Source organism: Volucribacter psittacicida (genome assembly GCF_004339025.1).
GTDB lineage: Bacteria > Pseudomonadota > Gammaproteobacteria > Enterobacterales > Pasteurellaceae > Volucribacter > Volucribacter psittacicida.
The window spans coordinates 41,996-59,283 of sequence record NZ_SMFT01000001.1 but is presented as its reverse complement, the minus strand read 5'-3'; the positions used below and the strand labels follow the sequence as shown (position 1 = coordinate 59,283).

Sequence of the window (17,288 nt, the reverse complement as noted above, 5' to 3'; positions counted from 1 at the left end):
TAATGGTCATCATAATAATGGTGGTGGTACGAATAAAAGTGCGGTTCATTTTTACATTATTTTTTCATCAAAAATCGAATGTGTTTAGAAATACCTAAAATTTAGGTGGTTGTCAATGAAAAATCATAAATTTAAGCAAAAATCTTAAGATTTCAACCTAAACCGACCTCGGCTATATCGGGTTTTTAATAAGGTGTTGATATTATCCTGTGTTCTGGTGCTGGTTAAAGCCTGAGAAATAGACAATGAGTGTTGAATGGTATTGGCATGAGTGATGGCGATAGCCAAAGCATCAGCGGCATCGGCCTGTGGCTGGCTTGTTAGGTTTAAAATCTTGCTGACCATATGTTGTACTTGCACTTTATCCGCAGAACCTATCCCCACCACAGTTTGTTTGACTAAACGAGCAGCATATTCAAAGACAGGCAGTTGATGATTAACCGCAGCCACAATAGCCGTACCACGAGCTTGCCCAAGTTTTAAAGCGGAATCCGCATTTTTCGCCATAAAAACCTGTTCAATGGCAAAACAATCGGGCTGAAATTGCATAATAATTTCACTAACGCCCGCATAAATGCGTTTTAATCTGGTGGGTAAATCCTCTGCTTGAGTGCGAATAACACCACTACCGAGATAAAAGAGCTGGTTTTTCTGTTGTCGGATCACGCCATAACCCGTTATTCTTGAACCGGGATCAATGCCTAGAATAATGCTCATACTTATTCCATTTTCATTAATTATTGATTTAATTGTGCAGTAACACTCACATCAATTTGACAATTTTTCGCTAAAATATTGTCTGCTTTAGCGGTATTATTAAATAACATAATTGCAGGGATAGTCGCATAATTGCTTGCGGATAAACCATTATCAATATTTAAGGTATAATCTCCTGCAACTGTTACGAATTGTGCGAAATCATCATTTTTTGGATTACGCACAAAGGTATCTTGGATCGGTTGATTATTTAATAATACTTTCGCCGTTTTCGCATTTTCGCCCACGAAAGAATAAGTTACCACCATAGAGGTATTATTATCTGCACCACAGTTATAAGCAACCACTTTATTTACACCTTGCTCATCTGCTTTTTCAATCACTTTCACAGGATCTTGAGCACAAGCGGCTAATACTGCTGAAGCTAATAATACAGGTACAAATTTTGTTAATTTCATCATTACTCCTTGTTATTATGAATGATTATTTTATAGCAAGGCGGCAACTTCTTCGCTAATTTCGCCATTGTGATAAACATTTTGTACATCATCACAATCTTCTAGCATATCAATTAAACGAAGGAGTTTTGGTGCCGTTTCTGCATCCAACTCTACCGTAGTAGAAGGAATCATTGTAACATCTGCCGACTCAATTTTAAAGCCTGCGGCTTGAATGGCATCACGCACATCGCCCAAATCTTCCCAAGCGGTGTAAATTTCAAAGCTACCATCTTCTTGGGGTTGAATATCGTCAGCTCCAGCTTCAATCGCAGCTTCGGTTAAACTATCTTCATCAGCGTTGGTAATTAAAATTAAGCCCTTTTTGCTAAATAAATAGCCTACTGACCCCTCAGTACCTAAGTTACCACCACATTTGGTAAAACTTGGACGAACTTGTGAAATAGTACGGTTGGCATTATCACTTAAACATTCCACCATCACCGCTGTACCGCCCGGTCCATAGCCTTCATAAACACGCGTTTCCATATTGGTGTCATCGCCACCACCTACACCACGCTCAATAGCTCGATTAATGGTATCTCTTGTCATATTACTGGATAAAGCCTTATCCACAGCGGTACGCAAACGTGGATTAGCTGAAACATCGCCACCACCTAATTTTGCCGCGGTTACCAATTCACGAATTAATTTAGTAAAAATTTTGCCACGTTGTGCATCTTGTGCGGCTTTACGATGTTTAATATTCGCCCACTTACTATGACCTGCCATAATAACATTCCTCTTTATATATCAAATAATTTAAATTCTTCTCACTAAACAGCCTGATTGTTTAACGAGAGCAGTTGTTCAATCGCCTTACCATTATTCCAAGACTTGGTTAATGTCGCCGCCACCTGTGGCGTCAACCATTGGTAAGACAAATGTTCTGTCAATTTCACCGCACTTTCTTGTGCCAGCGGTAATAAAAACCAATGTTCTAAACAATGGGTAATATAAGGTGCGTATTTATACCGAAATTGGGGAAAAATTTCAAATTCCACACTTTGCTGGCAATCTATTAACCCCTCTGCGGTTAAGCCAATTTCTTCCCAAACCTCACGTTGTGCCGCCTGCCAAGCGGTTTCACCTGTTTCAATGCTACCTGATACCGATTGCCAAAAATCGGGGTCATCTTTACGTTGCAACATCAATACCTTGCCCGTAGAAACGGCATAAACGACCACCAGCACCGATTTAGGATTTTTAAAATTCTCACTCATTGCTTATAAAAGCGTGCAAGCTAAGAACTTTCTTAGCATTGCACTTATCCTAATTCATTGACTTATTCTTTTTCTATCTTAACTTGAATAGCAAGTTCCGCTAAGGCTTGTGGATTGGCTACACTTGGTGCCTCTGTCATCAAACAAGCGGCAGCAGTGGTTTTCGGGAAAGCGATCACATCACGAATATTATCTGTTCCCGTCAACAACATCGTTAAACGATCAAGACCAAAAGCCAAGCCCGCATGTGGTGGCGTACCAAATTTTAACGCATCAAGTAAGAAGCCAAATTTTTCACGTTGTTCCTGTTCATCAATCCCCAAAATGCGGAAAACAGTTTGTTGCATAATCGGATCAAAAATCCGCACCGAGCCACCGCCTACTTCATAACCATTAATCACCATATCATAAGCATTGGCAACGGCTTGAGTCGGATCTGCCTCTAATTGATCTGGGGTAAAATCTTTTGGCGAGGTAAATGGGTGGTGCATAGCAGCTAAATTGCCCTCTTCATCACGCTCAAACATTGGGAAATCAATTACCCATAATGGACACCATTGATCAAGCTGAGTTAAACCAAGATCACGCCCTAATTTCAAACGTAATGCCCCCAATGCGTCAGTAGCAATCTGCCATTTATCTGCCCCGAAGAATAAAATATCGCCATCTTGTGCGGAAGTGCGGTCTAAAATTTGTGAAATAATATCTTCGCTTAAAAATTTCGCCACTGGGCTTTGGATACCAGCTAAACCAGCCGCACGCTCATTGACTTTTAACCACGCCAAGCCTTTCGCACCATAAATCCCCACAAATTGAGTATATTCATCAATTTGTTTACGGGTAATGCTCGCCCCATTTGGCACACGAATAACCGCCACACGCCCATTAGGATCATTAGCTGGGGCATTAAATACCTTAAATTCCACCTGTTTAACCAAGTCTGCCACATCAATAATTTCTAACGGATTTCTTAAATCAGGCTTATCCGAGCCATAGCGTTGCATCGCCTCTTGCCACGTCATCACAGGGAACTTACCCAAATCCACATTTAAAATCGCCAACCAAAGATCGTGGATCATTTTTTCCATCATTTCTCGCACTTGTTCCGCACTTAAAAAAGAGGTTTCCACATCAATTTGGGTAAATTCAGGTTGACGATCCGCACGCAAATCTTCATCACGAAAACATTTCACAATTTGATAATAACGATCAAACCCTGACATCATTAATAATTGCTTAAATAGCTGTGGCGATTGAGGTAAAGCATAAAACTTGCCTTTATGCACCCGACTTGGCACAAGATAATCCCTTGCTCCTTCTGGTGTCGCTTTAGTCAGCATTGGGGTTTCCATATCTAAGAAACCATTATCGTCCATAAAACGGCGGACAAAGCTGGTAATTTTTGCTCGGGTCTTTAACCGCTCCGCCATTTCAGGACGGCGTAAATCTAAATAACGGTATTTTAAACGCTGTTCTTCACTATTATTCTGATTAAAATCTAATGGCAACACGTCCGCAGCATTATAAATATGCAACTGGTGAGCTAACACTTCCACTTCCCCTGTCGCCATATTAGGATTAATTTGATTATCAGGACGCGCAATCACTTCCCCTTGGATTTGAATACAATATTCATTGCGTAATCCTGCGGCAGCGGTTAACGCTTGTTGATATTTAGGATCAAAACAAACTTGCACAATGCCTTTCACATCACGCATATCAATAAAAATTAAGCCCCCTAAATCACGGCGACGATGAACCCAACCACTCAAGGTAACCTGTTTGCCAATATCGGCACGTTTTAACGCCCCACAATATTCTGTTCGCATCATATTCCAATCCTTTCACGTTTTCACAAAAAATAATTGGGCGATTATAACGGATATTTCAAACAGATTAAATTTATTTGTGTAATTAAAAAACATCTTCTAAAATGACCGCACTTTTTAGATTAAATTCAGCTGTTTTATGAACAAAGATACCTTATTTGCGGCACCGATTGAACGCCTCGGCGATTTTACCTTTGACGAATCCGTTGCCGAAGTTTTCCCCGATATGATTCAACGTTCCGTCCCTGGTTATAGCAATATTATTACCGCCATTGGTATGTTGGCAGCCAGTTTCGTTACTCCACAAAGTCAAGTCTATGATCTTGGGTGTTCCAGAGGGGCGGCAACGTTGGCGGTTAGACGGCATATTCGCCATGAACAAGCCAAAATTATTGGGGTAGATAATTCCGCTCCTATGGTAGAACGTTGCCGCCAACAAATTTCCGCCTATCATAGCAATATCCCTGTGCAAATTCTTTGTGCAGATATTCGTGATGTCCCCATTGAAAATGCCTCTATGGTAATCTTAAATTTTACCCTGCAATTTTTACCACCACAGGATCGCCTTGCCCTATTAGAAAAAATCTATCAAGGCTTAAATCAAGGGGGAGTTTTGGTCTTATCGGAAAAATTCCAATTTCAAGATCAAAAAATTAATGAGCTACTGATCGATCTTCATCATCAATTTAAACGTGCCAATGGTTACAGCGAATTAGAAGTCAGCCAAAAACGCAGTGCGTTAGAAAACGTTATGCGTCCAGATCCCATTGAATTACATAAACAACGCCTCGCCCAAATTGGTTTTAGCCATATAGAAAGCTGGTTCCAATGTTTTAACTTTGGATCTATGATTGCTATAAAATAACCCTTTAATAACATAACTCACTATGATTGATTTTCGTCCTTTTTACCAACAAATCGCTACCTCGCCACTCTCGGCTTGGTTGGAAACCCTGCCAGCACAACTCAAACAATGGCAACAACAAACCCATGGCGATTACGCCAAATGGTGCAAAATTATTGAACATTTACCCACAATCACTGCGGATAACATCGATCTAAAAAATTCAGTCAAGGCAGAACGTCAACTTGCCCTCAATCAAGGAGAGCAACAACGTATTATCCACCATCTCAAACAGCTTATGCCTTGGCGTAAAGGCCCTTATCATCTTTATGGTATCCATATTGATTGTGAATGGCGTTCAGATTTCAAATGGCAACGGGTATTACCACACCTTACCCCATTACAGGATCGGCTTATTTTAGATGTAGGCTGTGGTAGCGGTTACCATATGTGGCGAATGATCGGCGAGGGAGCAAGTATGGTGGTAGGCATAGATCCCACCGAGCTTTTTCTTTGTCAATTTGAAGCCGTGCGTAAATTGCTTAACAATGATCGACGAGCCAACCTTATTCCGCTTGGTATTGAACAAATGCAGCCGCTCGCCGCCTTTGATAGCGTGTTTTCTATGGGAGTACTTTATCATCGTAAATCCCCACTTGATCACCTGAGCCAATTAAGAAATCAACTGGTCAAAAATGGCGAATTAATATTGGAAACCCTAGTCATTGACGGCGGACAAAATGATGTATTAGTGCCGATGGATCGTTATGCCAAAATGAAAAATGTCTATTTTATCCCTTCCGTGCCGGCTTTAATCCAATGGCTGACGAAATGCGGTTTCCGCAATATTCGTTGTGTTGATGTAGCGACAACCTCTCTTGCCGAACAACGCAAAACAGAATGGCTAGAAAATGAAAGCCTTATTGACTTCCTCGATCCACAGGATCATAGCAAAACCATAGAAGGCTACCCCGCCCCAAAAAGAGCGGTCATTCTGGCGAATAAATAGGAAGGATCTTGGCAGAAAAATTATTGAAAAACTGACCGCACTTGTTTAAAGTGCGGTTGGTTTTAAGATTTTTTTGGCTGTTATTTCTCCGACTTGACGTAATTTTTTAAGAGAAAACAAGATTCAAATTTTTGGAAAAAATTAAAAATAACTGCACTTTAGAAGGCTACCACAATAATCCAAGAACTATTCCATCAATAATCATTTTACTTCTCATTTATTTTGCTTATACTCTAATCACAACAATTTTAGAACATTCTCTTTACTAAGTTCATAATAAAAATTGTTATAACCATATATCTAAAATTAACCTAACCTACAGGAATCAACCAATGAAAAACACCATCAAACCGCTAGCCACTGCTTTAACCTTAGCCTCAAGCCTTTTATTCATCAACAATCACGCCATAGCGAAAGGAAAATTAACTGTCTATTGCACCTTGCAACAAGAGGCTTGCGAAAAAGTATTAAAGACTTTCTCGGATAAATATGACGTTGAAACAAAATTTATTAGAAATGGTACAGGGGCAATTTTAAGCCGAATTAAAGCTGAACAAAATAATCCTCAGGCTGATGTTTGGCTTGGTGGCACCATTGAACCTCATTTGCAAGCAGCTGATCTTGGTTTACTTGAGGCTTATCGCTCTCCTTTACAAACACAAATCATGCCACAATTTAATAACTTAATGGCACAATATGGCGATTATACTTCTGTTATTTATATGCTGATCTTAGCCATTGGCATAAATACAGAAAAAATGGCTAAACTTGGCTTTGAACAAAATCAATATCCAAAATGTTGGCGAGATTTACTTGATCCTCGCTTAAAAGGTGAGATTTTATTAGCCGATCCTCAAGTTTCTGGCACCAGTTATAATTTTATTGCCACCTTAATGCAACTTTGGGGCGAAGATCGTGCCTTTGATTACCTTAAACAATTAAATACCAGTATTCCCTATTATGGTAAAAGCAGTATGGTGACCAATAGTCTTTCTCGAGGCGAAACTGCTATTGCAATCGGTTATTTGCATGATTACCAAATAGAAAAAGATAAAGGTGCGCCTATTGTCAGCGTATTGCCTTGTGAGGGCGACGGTTATGCCTTAGGGGGATTAAGTATTATCAAAGGGGCAAGAAATCTTGATAACGCTAAATTACTCGTGGATTGGGTATTGAGTGTGGAAGCTCAAGAACTGCCTTGGCGTGAAGCGGGTGCTTATCAAATTCCAGCGAATATGAATGCACAAGTCCCACCAAATTCTATCGATCCAAGCCAATTAAAACTCATTGATTTTGACTTTCATAAATTTGGTTCGAGTGAAGAAGGAAAACGTATTGTGAGAAAATGGTTAAAAGAGGTAAAGCAAGCTGATTAACGCTGTTTTATCTTTCGTGGCTTTCATTGAAATAGAGTCGTTTTTAAAATAAGTTGGCACGTCAAATGCGTGCCAACTCGCTATGATACCAAAGAAAATGTTTTAACGAGATTTATAATGCTCTAAACTCACTTCTCTTAAACGTTGCGCCGCTTGTTCAGGGGTTAAATCACGTTGTGCTTCTGCTAACATTTCATATCCTACCATAAACTTACGCACTGTTGCTGAACGCAATAAAGGGGGATAAAAACAAGCGTGCAGTTGCCAATGCTCAATCGTTTCGCCATTTTTAAAGAAGGGGGCAAAATGCCAACCCATAGAATAAGGAAAAGGGCATTCAAATAAATTGTCATAACGTGTGGTGAGTTGCTTAATGGCATTAGCTAAATCATTTTTTTCCGCCTCCGACAATTCATTCATTCTTTTGATATGACGCTTAGGAAGAAGCATCGTTTCATAGGGCCAAGCCGCCCAATAAGGCACAACCGCTAGCCAATGTTCAGTATCAACAATGGTGCGTTCTCCTGATTGACGTTCCCCATTCACATAATCTACTAACAAGTTAGATCCGTATTTTTCCCAATAAGCACGCAAATTTTTTTCTTTACTCGCAATTTCATTGGGTAAAAAGGAATTTGCCCAAATTTGTCCATGGGGGTGAGGTTGGGAACACCCCATCATTTCGCCTTTATTTTCAAAAACTTGAACCCAAAGATACTGTTGTCCTAGCTCTTCAAGTTGGCTATTCCAGGTATCAATAACCTGACGAATTTGCTCAATGGGTAATTCTGGCAAAGTTTTACTGTGATCAGGTGAAAAACAAATAACGCGCGCCAATCCTTGTACGCCCATCATTTTAAACAGGGGATTGTCTGATGAGGGGGCATTGGGTGTATCTGTCATTAGCGCCGCAAAGTCATTAGCAAAGACAAAGGTACCAGAGTAATCTGGATTACGCTGCCCTGAGACACGTTCGTTGCCTGGGCAAAGAAAGCAATTTTCATCATAATGTGGAAGTTCTGTTGTGGGGAATTTATCCACCTGTCCACTCCAAGGGCGTTTAGCGCGATGGGGAGAAACTAAAATCCATTCGTCTTTTAAAGGGTTATAGCGTCGATGTGGGTGGTTGTGAATATCAAATTTCATCATAAATCCTTATAAAATATCCAAAATATCATCGCTTGCCTTAACAAGCGATGAAAAAGTGATTATTCATCAGAAGTCACTTTTAAACCGAGTCTTTTCGCTTTCTGAATCGTACGAATTTTATGTTCTTCAACAATGGCAACTAAAAAGAGTAAAATTACCGCGATAATACAAGCCACATTAAAGACAATAAAGACATCGGCCCAACCATGTAAATGATAACCAAAAACGGTTAAACCTTCACGCTTTGGATCGGCAATCAATGCCAATCCCACTTTGGCGGTTGAATCCCCAAAGAGATAACCAAATGTACCTGCCATACCATTGGCAACACTAACGCCTTTTTTCGGTGCAAGGTTAATAATAGAAATTGGAATAAGAGTTAAGGTACCGAAAATCATCGCCCCCAAGCTAAATAAGGCAATGTTGACCGCCATCACGCTCGTGCCATCACGATAAAAATCAATGACAAAGAAGACAATCGCCAAGCAAACAGTGCCTACCGCTGCGGTTCGTCCTTTAAAGAAATCCGCAATCGCTCCCCAGAATAAACTGCCAATAAATGCGCCAGCCTCAAACCAGAGAATGGTATTTACCGCATCATAGTTACTAAAATTCAAGGTTTCACGAACATAAAGCGGTGCCCAATTATCAATACCAATCCGCAGGATGTAACCAAAAACGTTCGCACAGCAAAGCACCCAAACCCAAGGATTCGCTAATAAATACGTGCGGAATATTTCCCATTTTGTCATGGTTTCCGCTTTAGCATTTTCTTCTTCTATTGGTTCTTCAAAAATTTCCTCACTGCGATTCCACCCCAATTCCTCAGGATCATCTTTACCCCAATAAAGCCCAATAATACCGATGATTAAGGCAATGATGGCAGGAAAAATAAACATACCTGCAATATTACCGCCAAAAAACGTATTTGCGCCCCATAACGCCAAAGCCCCTGCAATGGCACCACCAACATTGTGCGAGCTGTTCCATAACCCCATTGCCGTTGCACGCTTAGTTCTTGGTACCCAACGATAAATCGTACTATAAGACGCGGGACCACCGGCGGATTGAAACACCCCATTTAGCCCCCATAGGACAATAAATACGCCCACGACAGAGCCAAAGAAACTCAAAATAATCCCCATTGCCATAACGACAATAGAGGATAAAATCAAAAGAAAAGAAATGATCCGTTTGGTATTTTTACCATCAATAAAGTACCCTAATGCGGTTTTACCAATACCGTAAACCACAGAAAAAGCCAAACCGATATAACCTAGCTCAAGCGTTGAAATACCATAGTCTTCTTTCAAGAAAGGTTGTGCTGCTTTAAAATTATTTCGGATTAAATACATACACATATAAGCCAAAAAGACGACCATAAAGGCTTTCAGAAATTGCCTAAACCATAAACGGCGCTGCTCGGCTGTAGAAAGACCTAGCGGTGGAATTTTTTTAATATCAAAGAAACCAGCCATAATAAACTCCTGAATAAATGACTAAATGATTATGGATTAACAAAAACCTCACAACTTTTTACAGTTTGAAGTCCTAAACAAAAATGACGAAAATGTATAAAACGGGTTAATTCTATTGCCAAATCAGATTGAAAGACATTTGCCCCAGAATTGAGATAGCTGTTCCAAAGGGAATAGTCAAAACGTTCCGCTGCACCATCTGCATCATTTAATGTATTGATCCATAAACGAACCTTATGTTTATCCGCCAAAGCAGCCAATTCAGGTGTCATATCAGACATAAATGTATGCATAATTTTAAAATCCTCGCCCCACATTTTTTGGAACTGATGAAAATCGGCAATGGGATTGCCGCCTTTTGCAATCGGCGTATTAATGGGTAAAGGTATAATTCCTGTTTTATCCGTAACTTCCTTTAATTTCTCGGCATTGCTGTTATACGCCAGCAAGTTCTCCTTGCCAAACTCCTCAACTAGCGTTGCGAGTTTATCAATATCAATTTCCTTTAAATCCAAATCGAGAAACACACGATCTTTAGCAAGCGCTAAGGCTTCTCTTAATGTGGGAACACGATGAATCTGCCCATCAAACCCATCGGTTAATTGAAGCTGTTTAATTTGTTCTAAGGTTAATTTAGAAACCAACACTTTACCTGCAAACGCACCTGATTTTTCGCGCAATTCAGGGAAAACAGCCTGCACATTTGTTGTTCGATCTAAGGTTTCATCATGCACCAATACATAATGCCCATCAGCGGTTAAACGGGGATCGATTTCAATAATCGCCACACCGCGATTAATCGCTAATTCCATCGCTGCCAGCGAGTTTTCAGGAAAAATCCGACTTTCTACTCCCGCTTGCGCACGGTGGGCGACAGTCATCATTGAAAAGGGATAATGGGTAAAAGTTTTAACAATATTTTGAGTGTTTTTGAGTTGTGTTAAAGATGATTTTGAGTTATTTGCATTGTTGCATTGTTGCATTGTTGCATTGTTGCATTGTTGCATTGTTGCATTGTTGCATTGTCAGCCATGCTATTTGAAGAGAACATCAATAAGCAACTTGTAATCAACATTTTTATCAATTTCATAAAAATGACACCTGAGATTTTTGATTAGAAAGGTAAAATTGATTATTCGAATTTCCCTCTTGAATGTCAATAAGGTCAATTAGAGAAAAGTTATTTTTGTGATACAGATCTAAAAAAAGGGCATTTAGCCCTTTTATAAAAATCATCAACAATAACTAAAATCACCCCTGATAACGTCTAAACACCAAGGTTGCATTAGTTCCGCCAAAACCAAAGCTATTTGACATTACCGTATGTAAGCCTGCATTTTCTTTGGTTTCTGTGATGATATTACAACCCTGTGCTTGTTCGTCTAAGGTTTCAATATTAATGCTTGGTGCAATAAAATCATTGTCTAACATTAATAAGGTATAAATGGCTTCGTGAGCCCCTGCTGCTCCTAAAGAATGACCTGTCATGGATTTAGTGGAAGAAATGGCTGGGATATTTTCGCCAAAGACCGCTTTAATCGCCCCCAGTTCTTTCACATCGCCCACAGGTGTTGAAGTACCATGTACATTAATATAATCAATAGGCGTATCTACCGTTGCCATCGCTTGTTGCATACAACGCTCTGCCCCTTCGCCACTTGGTGCCACCATATCATAACCATCGGAAGTCGCCCCATAGCCTACAATCTCGGCATAGATTTTCGCACCACGAGCAAGGGCATGTTCTAATTCTTCCACTACCACGACAGCGCCGCCGCCAGCAATCACGAAACCATCGCGATTGGCGTCATAAGCTCTTGAGGCTTTTTCTGGGGTATCATTATATTTGGTGGATACTGCCCCCATGGCATCAAATTCGGTAGCACATTCCCAAGAAAGCTCTTCCGCACCGCCAGCAAAGACAATATCTTGCTTGCCTAATTGAATAAGCTCTAAAGCGTGCCCAATACAATGGGCTGATGTAGCACAAGCCGAGCTGATACTATAATTTACCCCACGAATTTTATAAGGCGTGGCTAAACAAGCGGAAACACTTGATGCCATGGTTTTAGTTACCGCATAAGGTCCAACTGCTTTTACCCCTCTCGGACCTCGCACAGCATCACAAGCCACTAATTGATTATGAGCAGAGCCTGTACCTGCCCCAATTACTAAGCCTGTACGATCATTGGATACCTGTTCTTCCGTCAAGCCTGCATCTTCAATGGCTTCTTTCATTGAAAGATAAGCATAGGCAGCGGCATCGCCCATAAAACGGTAAACTTTACGATCAATATGTTCACTTGGGGTAATTTTTAACGTCCCAGCCACATGACTACGCATTCCCATTTCCACAAACTCAGGAACAACCTCAATCCCTGATTTACCTGCTTTCAATGATGCCAACACTTCTTGTTTATTATTACCAATACTTGAAATGACACCAAATCCTGTAATCACTGCTCTTTTCATTGCTTCTCCTCAAATATAGAACGCGAAATTTGCACTAACTTACTATGAAAAAATAATTATGCAAGCATAAATTAGAATGTAAGACCAGTGCATAAAATAAAAACTCGGGGTATTATAACGTTAAATAGTCAAAAGAGATATTTTTATGCGTCAAATTCAATTCGCCAATATTTATTTTAATCCGCAAAATACCCCTGTAGCTCATCAATTTGATGATGTCTATTTTTCTAATCAAGATGGACTTGCCGAAAGTCGTTATGTGTTTCAACAAGGCAATCAACTTTGGCAACGCTGGCTAACAAGCACAAAATCCCATTTTACTATTGCGGAAACAGGATTTGGTACAGGGTTAAACTTTCTCGCCACAATCCAATTATTTCGCCAGTTTCGCCAGCAACAGCCCCAAGCTCCCCTACGCCGTTTATACTTTATTTCCTTTGAAAAGTATCCATTATCCCTAGCCGACCTACGCCAAGCACAACAGCCATACCAAGAATTCGCCCCCTTATGCCATGAACTCCAACAAAAATGGCTCTCCCCCATTGAAGGTTGCTACCGCTTTCATTTTGACGAAACCTCGCTGGATTTATGGTTCGGCGATATCGCCGATAACCTGCCCCAATTAGGCGATTATATGAATAACAAAGTGGATGCTTGGTTTTTAGATGGCTTTTCGCCCGCCAAAAATCCAGACATGTGGAATGAACAACTTTTTCAACAAATGTACCGCCTAACCAAACCCGAAGGCACCTTTGCGACCTTTACCGCCGCCAGTAAAGTGCGTAAAGGCTTATTACAAGCTGGTTTTGAGGTTTACAAAACCAAAGGCTTCGGTAAAAAGCGAGAAATGCTGGTGGGAAAAAAATCCCAAAATCACACCGCACCTCCCCTCACAACCCCATGGCAACTGCCCCAAAGTGCGGTCAATTCTGACAAAATTTTTGATATTGCCATTGTGGGCGGTGGCATCGCTGCCGCTTTTACCGCCTTATCTCTTTGGCAACGTGGGGCAAAAATTACCCTTTATTGCCAAGATCCCCAACCCGCCCTCAATGCCTCAGGCAATAAACAAGGGGCATATTATCCCCAATTAAGCGATGATGATGAACGCAATATCCGCTTTTATTTACACGCCTTTGCCTATTGCCAACAACAATTCGCTTGGTTACAACAACACATTGATTTTGCTCAAAAAAATTGCGGTGTAATCCTCTGTGCTTACCAAGACAATGTGGCAAAAAAATTAGCCAAAATTGAGCAACTTGGCTTACCCAACGACATTTACCAAACCCTCTCATCATCGCAACTGAGCCAAATCGCAGGCTTACCTCTTCCTTGCCATGGTGGCTTTATTCCCAAAGGAGGTTGGCTTGCCCCACGTCAATTAGTCCAGAATTTATGGCACTATCTACAACAACAAGGAGTTAGCATAAAAACACAACAAAATATCACCGCCCTTCATCATCACGCCCCTGATTGGCATTTAGAAAATGAGCAAGGAGAATGCTTTCAACATCGCATAGTCATTCTCGCCAATGGACATAACATTAACCAATTTAGCCAAACTCAAGCCTTGCCAACCTACCCTGTACGTGGGCAAGTGAGCCATATCAACAGCTCGCCACAATTAGCAAAATTAAAAACCGTTATCTGTTATGATGGCTACCTCACCCCACAAGATCCCCAAGATCAACAACATTGTCTAGGTGCAAGCCATGTGAGAGATTGTGCTGACAGACAATTTAGCCCACAAGAACAACAGCAAAACCAACAAAAAATTCAACAAAATCTCGCTGGTGCCTCTTGGGTTAAAGAGATTAATACCAGCACCAACCAAGCGAGAACGGGCGTGCGTTGTGCGGTACGAGATCGACTTCCTATAATGGGCAACGTACCGAATTTTGCCCAACAAATGACGGATTACGCCAACCTATATAACCTACGCCGTCGCCAACAACCCATAAAAAGTGCGGTCAATTTTGACAATCTTTTTTTACTCGGTGCATTAGGCTCACGCGGCTTAACCTCCGCCCCATTGCTGGCAGAAACCCTCGCCTCCCTTATCTACGCAGAACCTCTCCCCCTCAGCAACGATATTATCAATGCCTTAAACCCAAATCGTAGCTGGATAAGAAAGTTGTTGAAGGGGAGTAGGGTTGAAAAATAGGAAAGTAACTCTTTTTAATGATTTTCTGATAAGGTAATGATGGCATTTTTCAAACATTATAGATATAGCAGTTTCAATGAAAATAAGGCAATATCTACGTAAAAAATAGTGCAAGTAGTATGATAATGCCTGCCAACACTGTATTATTTTCAACTAGAACAACTATATAATAAAAAGGATAAATCTATACATTTTCGGCTGAAAAAGTTGTTGTCATTTTCTTTTTATTGTATAAATACACATAAATATCAAAAATGATATGCTTATTTGTAAAAGTAACCAGATTAAAGAAAGTCTTTTTAATAAAACTTTAGCATTTCATTCATTAAGTTTTAGACATTCATAGATTGAACAATATAACTAATTTTTTGGGGTACAATATGTCCTTTTCTTTAACATGCCTAAAATTCAAACAAGGTGGTGGTGTTGAACGCTATATTTTAGACTTAGTTGATGGATTTCATCAGCATGGTATAAAAACAAAATTTTATTCAACATCATTTCATAAAACATTAAAAGAATATCAATGGATTGATCCTCAAAAAATTAATTTATCTTGGTGTCCGAAAAAATTTCGACTACCTTTCTTTTCTCGAGCAATACAAAAACAAAAAGCAAAAGACGAAATAATTATTTCTATTCAACAAGTAAGAAAGTCCGATATTCTTATTTGTGGAGGACAACACAAAGGTTATTTACGAGCTCTTAATAAAGCGCCTACATTACTAGAGAAACTAAAAATCTATAATGAACAAAAAGCCTATGAAGAATGTCAATTAATTATCGCTCATTCACAATTAATGAAAAATGAATTAATTGAGCTTTATAATATTCCTGAACACAAAATTGAAGTTATTTACCCTCCAGCTAATACAAAAAAATTCCATACTATTAGTAAAGAAGTGCGGTCAAATTTAAGAAAAAAATTTGGTTTTTCCTCACAAGAAATCATTTATATCTTTCCCTCTACCGGGCATTCTCGTAAAGGATTCGATTTACTTAAAAATTATTTTGAACAAACAGATTTACCTATTAAATTGATTGTTGCCGGCACACAGGTTACAGAAAGCAGAAATATTCGCTCTCTTGGATTTTGTAGTAATATGCAAGAATTATATCAAGCTGCTGATTATACCATTATGGCTTCTAAATATGAGCCTTTTGGCTTAGTAGGCGTGGAATCAATTCTCTGTGGAACACCAATTATTTTTTCTGAAAATATGGCTTGTACAGAAGTTTTTCAAAATAATTTTGGCTACACTTTTAACCGAAAAAATATACATACACTTGAGCTAGCAATAAAATCATCAATAAAACATATTAGCCGAATAGAACAACCTCTAAATACATTAAATTACGATCCAAGCCTAATAAAACATATTCAAGCCCTGCAAAATATTATTGAGAGATTATCATAATGAAGAAAAAAATTATTCTTGCTTTACCATATTTATATGGTTTAGAAAAATGTATTCAAAAAAATCTTGAATATTGTGGATTTGATGTTATTACCTTTTGTTATAATATGCAAAAAACACATTTTACTACCCCATTTAGTCCAATAAAATTACTCTACGATAAATACATTAAAAAAAGTAGTGAATATAAAAAATATTTAAAGCTTTCACCATTTTTTCAAGATATTTCTGACAAAATAGCCTCACTTCAACAACAAAAAGCAGATTATGCTTTATTTATTCGAGCAAATATCTTTCCTAAATCATTCGTTCAACAAGTCTCATCACTTTCTCAACATTGTGTTAATTATCAATGGGATGGTATTGATGTATTTCCTGATATTTTAGAATATACAGAATTTTTCAATGACTTTTATGTTTTTGATCAATCCGATGTGAAAAAATATGCAGCTTATCATGTCAAACCAACCACAAATTTTTTCTTTGATTTTCCTTTAACATTAACAGAACAAAAGCAACATTCATCTGGTATTTATTTTCTTGGAGGATATAACGCAGATAGAAATAGTGAGATCAAAAATTTTGTCGATACTGCTAACCATTGTCATTTACCCCTTGATTTCTATATCGTATCAAAACAAAAAAACGCACAAAAAATGTTAAGTACTCAAGGAATAACACACCTTTTACCTCAAGAGTCCTTTACGTTTGAAAAAAATTTGCAAAAAGTTCAGTATTGTGATGCGGTGGTCGATTTTGTGAATCCGAATCATTCTGGTTTATCTTTTAGAGTTTTTGATGCTATGTGTTTTAATAAAAAGTTGATCACAACAAATAAAACCATAAAAAATTATGATTTTTACCATCCAAATAATATTCTTATTTGGGAAAATAATACCCCAGACTCTTTATGCGACTTCTTAGCTAGACCTTATCAGCTCATTGATGAAAACATCAAAAATTACTATTCATTTAGTGCATGGATAGAACGGATTTTAAAAGGTTTAGATTAATTATACTGGTTTCTTTTTAGGCATAACTTACTTCCTCCGCATTCATAAAGGAATAAACAAAATATTCTAAACAATCCTAATTAAGTATAAAATCAG

The 17,288-nt window shown here is 38.9% G+C and carries 15 protein-coding genes; 6 read left to right on the top strand and 9 right to left on the bottom strand.

Going from position 1 to position 17,288, the window contains the following annotated elements:
• Window positions 1-144 precede the first annotated feature (144 nt).
• The 5 genes from ruvC to aspS all read right to left on the bottom strand — a co-directional run bounded on the left by ruvC (window position 145) and on the right by aspS (window position 4,269).
• The gene (ruvC, locus tag EV694_RS00290) at window positions 145-717 is read right to left on the bottom strand and encodes a crossover junction endodeoxyribonuclease RuvC (protein WP_132687625.1); all 573 of its coding nucleotides are present in this window, start codon (window positions 715-717) and stop codon (window positions 145-147) included.
• A 20-nt stretch (window positions 718-737) separates the two neighbouring features.
• Window positions 738-1,175 (bottom strand): hypothetical protein, encoded by a 438-nt coding sequence (locus EV694_RS00285; RefSeq protein ID WP_132687622.1) that lies wholly within the window; start codon window positions 1,173-1,175, stop codon window positions 738-740.
• Window positions 1,176-1,205: 30 nt separating this feature from the next.
• Entirely contained in the window at window positions 1,206-1,946 is a 741-nt protein-coding gene (locus EV694_RS00280) for a YebC/PmpR family DNA-binding transcriptional regulator (protein ID WP_132687620.1), read from the bottom strand.
• Window positions 1,947-1,990: 44 nt separating this feature from the next.
• A complete protein-coding gene (gene nudB, locus EV694_RS00275; protein ID WP_132687618.1) occupies window positions 1,991-2,437 on the bottom strand; it encodes a dihydroneopterin triphosphate diphosphatase in 447 nt (148 codons plus the stop codon).
• A 62-nt stretch (window positions 2,438-2,499) separates the two neighbouring features.
• Window positions 2,500-4,269 carry an aspartate--tRNA ligase gene (gene aspS / locus EV694_RS00270; RefSeq protein WP_132687616.1) on the bottom strand — a complete coding sequence of 590 codons (1,770 nt, stop codon included), beginning with the start codon at window positions 4,267-4,269 and terminating at the stop codon, window positions 2,500-2,502.
• Window positions 4,270-4,405: 136 nt separating this feature from the next.
• On the opposite strand from aspS, the gene cmoA reads away from it, so the two are divergent.
• From cmoA to EV694_RS00255, 3 genes are all read left to right on the top strand, one after another.
• On the top strand, window positions 4,406-5,131 hold the full coding sequence (gene cmoA / locus EV694_RS00265) for a carboxy-S-adenosyl-L-methionine synthase CmoA (protein ID WP_132687613.1): 726 nt from the start codon (window positions 4,406-4,408) through the stop codon (window positions 5,129-5,131).
• Between the two features lie 22 nt (window positions 5,132-5,153).
• A complete protein-coding gene (gene cmoB, locus EV694_RS00260) occupies window positions 5,154-6,119 on the top strand; it encodes a tRNA 5-methoxyuridine(34)/uridine 5-oxyacetic acid(34) synthase CmoB (protein WP_132687611.1) in 966 nt (321 codons plus the stop codon).
• Between the two features lie 332 nt (window positions 6,120-6,451).
• Window positions 6,452-7,495, top strand: coding sequence for an ABC transporter substrate-binding protein (locus tag EV694_RS00255; protein WP_132687608.1), 1,044 nt, complete (start codon window positions 6,452-6,454; stop codon window positions 7,493-7,495).
• A 102-nt stretch (window positions 7,496-7,597) separates the two neighbouring features.
• Here the strand turns inward: EV694_RS00255 and EV694_RS00250 are convergent, their stop codons facing one another.
• The 4 genes from EV694_RS00250 to fabB all read right to left on the bottom strand — a co-directional run bounded on the left by EV694_RS00250 (window position 7,598) and on the right by fabB (window position 12,594).
• Window positions 7,598-8,644: a UDP-glucose--hexose-1-phosphate uridylyltransferase gene (locus EV694_RS00250; RefSeq protein ID WP_132687605.1), complete on the bottom strand. Its 1,047-nt coding sequence runs from the start codon at window positions 8,642-8,644 to the stop codon at window positions 7,598-7,600.
• Window positions 8,645-8,703: 59 nt separating this feature from the next.
• Window positions 8,704-10,122, bottom strand: coding sequence for a hexose-6-phosphate:phosphate antiporter (gene uhpT / locus EV694_RS00245; RefSeq protein WP_132687602.1), 1,419 nt, complete (start codon window positions 10,120-10,122; stop codon window positions 8,704-8,706).
• Between the two features lie 29 nt (window positions 10,123-10,151).
• Window positions 10,152-11,129: a glycerophosphodiester phosphodiesterase family protein gene (locus EV694_RS00240; RefSeq protein WP_243645939.1), complete on the bottom strand. Its 978-nt coding sequence runs from the start codon at window positions 11,127-11,129 to the stop codon at window positions 10,152-10,154.
• Window positions 11,130-11,373: 244 nt separating this feature from the next.
• On the bottom strand, window positions 11,374-12,594 hold the full coding sequence (fabB, locus tag EV694_RS00235) for a beta-ketoacyl-ACP synthase I (protein ID WP_132687600.1): 1,221 nt from the start codon (window positions 12,592-12,594) through the stop codon (window positions 11,374-11,376).
• A gap of 145 nt (window positions 12,595-12,739) precedes the next feature.
• On the opposite strand from fabB, the gene mnmC reads away from it, so the two are divergent.
• From mnmC to EV694_RS00220, 3 genes are all read left to right on the top strand, one after another.
• A complete protein-coding gene (gene mnmC, locus EV694_RS00230; protein WP_132687597.1) occupies window positions 12,740-14,761 on the top strand; it encodes a bifunctional tRNA (5-methylaminomethyl-2-thiouridine)(34)-methyltransferase MnmC2/FAD-dependent 5-carboxymethylaminomethyl-2-thiouridine(34) oxidoreductase MnmC1 in 2,022 nt (673 codons plus the stop codon).
• 380 nt (window positions 14,762-15,141) lie between these two features.
• Window positions 15,142-16,179, top strand: a complete 1,038-nt coding sequence (locus EV694_RS00225; protein WP_132687595.1) for a glycosyltransferase family 4 protein — start codon at window positions 15,142-15,144, stop codon at window positions 16,177-16,179.
• Entirely contained in the window at window positions 16,179-17,192 is a 1,014-nt protein-coding gene (locus EV694_RS00220; RefSeq protein WP_132687592.1) for a WaaS/CpsH family glycosyltransferase, read from the top strand. The genes EV694_RS00225 and EV694_RS00220 overlap by 1 nt, the downstream gene beginning before the upstream one ends.
• The last annotated feature ends 96 nt before the right edge of the window (window positions 17,193-17,288 follow it).

Bases quoted from the DNA above. Each gene is read 5' to 3' on its own strand.
- fabB (WP_132687600.1), bottom strand. From the start codon at position 12,594: ATGAAAAGAGCAGTGATTACAGGATTTGGTGTCATTTCAAGTATTGGT.
- EV694_RS00255 (WP_132687608.1), top strand. From the start codon at position 6,452: ATGAAAAACACCATCAAACCGCTAGCCACTGCTTTAACCTTAGCCTCA.
- EV694_RS00280 (WP_132687620.1), bottom strand. From the start codon at position 1,946: ATGGCAGGTCATAGTAAGTGGGCGAATATTAAACATCGTAAAGCCGCA.
- nudB (WP_132687618.1), bottom strand. From the start codon at position 2,437: ATGAGTGAGAATTTTAAAAATCCTAAATCGGTGCTGGTGGTCGTTTAT.
- EV694_RS00250 (WP_132687605.1), bottom strand. From the start codon at position 8,644: ATGATGAAATTTGATATTCACAACCACCCACATCGACGCTATAACCCT.
- ruvC (WP_132687625.1), bottom strand. From the start codon at position 717: ATGAGCATTATTCTAGGCATTGATCCCGGTTCAAGAATAACGGGTTAT.
- uhpT (WP_132687602.1), bottom strand. From the start codon at position 10,122: ATGGCTGGTTTCTTTGATATTAAAAAAATTCCACCGCTAGGTCTTTCT.
- aspS (WP_132687616.1), bottom strand. From the start codon at position 4,269: ATGATGCGAACAGAATATTGTGGGGCGTTAAAACGTGCCGATATTGGC.
- EV694_RS00240 (WP_243645939.1), bottom strand. From the start codon at position 11,129: ATGCAACAATGCAACAATGCAACAATGCAACAATGCAACAATGCAAAT.
- EV694_RS00285 (WP_132687622.1), bottom strand. From the start codon at position 1,175: ATGAAATTAACAAAATTTGTACCTGTATTATTAGCTTCAGCAGTATTA.
- EV694_RS00225 (WP_132687595.1), top strand. From the start codon at position 15,142: ATGTCCTTTTCTTTAACATGCCTAAAATTCAAACAAGGTGGTGGTGTT.
- cmoA (WP_132687613.1), top strand. From the start codon at position 4,406: ATGAACAAAGATACCTTATTTGCGGCACCGATTGAACGCCTCGGCGAT.
- mnmC (WP_132687597.1), top strand. From the start codon at position 12,740: ATGCGTCAAATTCAATTCGCCAATATTTATTTTAATCCGCAAAATACC.
- cmoB (WP_132687611.1), top strand. From the start codon at position 5,154: ATGATTGATTTTCGTCCTTTTTACCAACAAATCGCTACCTCGCCACTC.
- EV694_RS00220 (WP_132687592.1), top strand. From the start codon at position 16,179: ATGAAGAAAAAAATTATTCTTGCTTTACCATATTTATATGGTTTAGAA.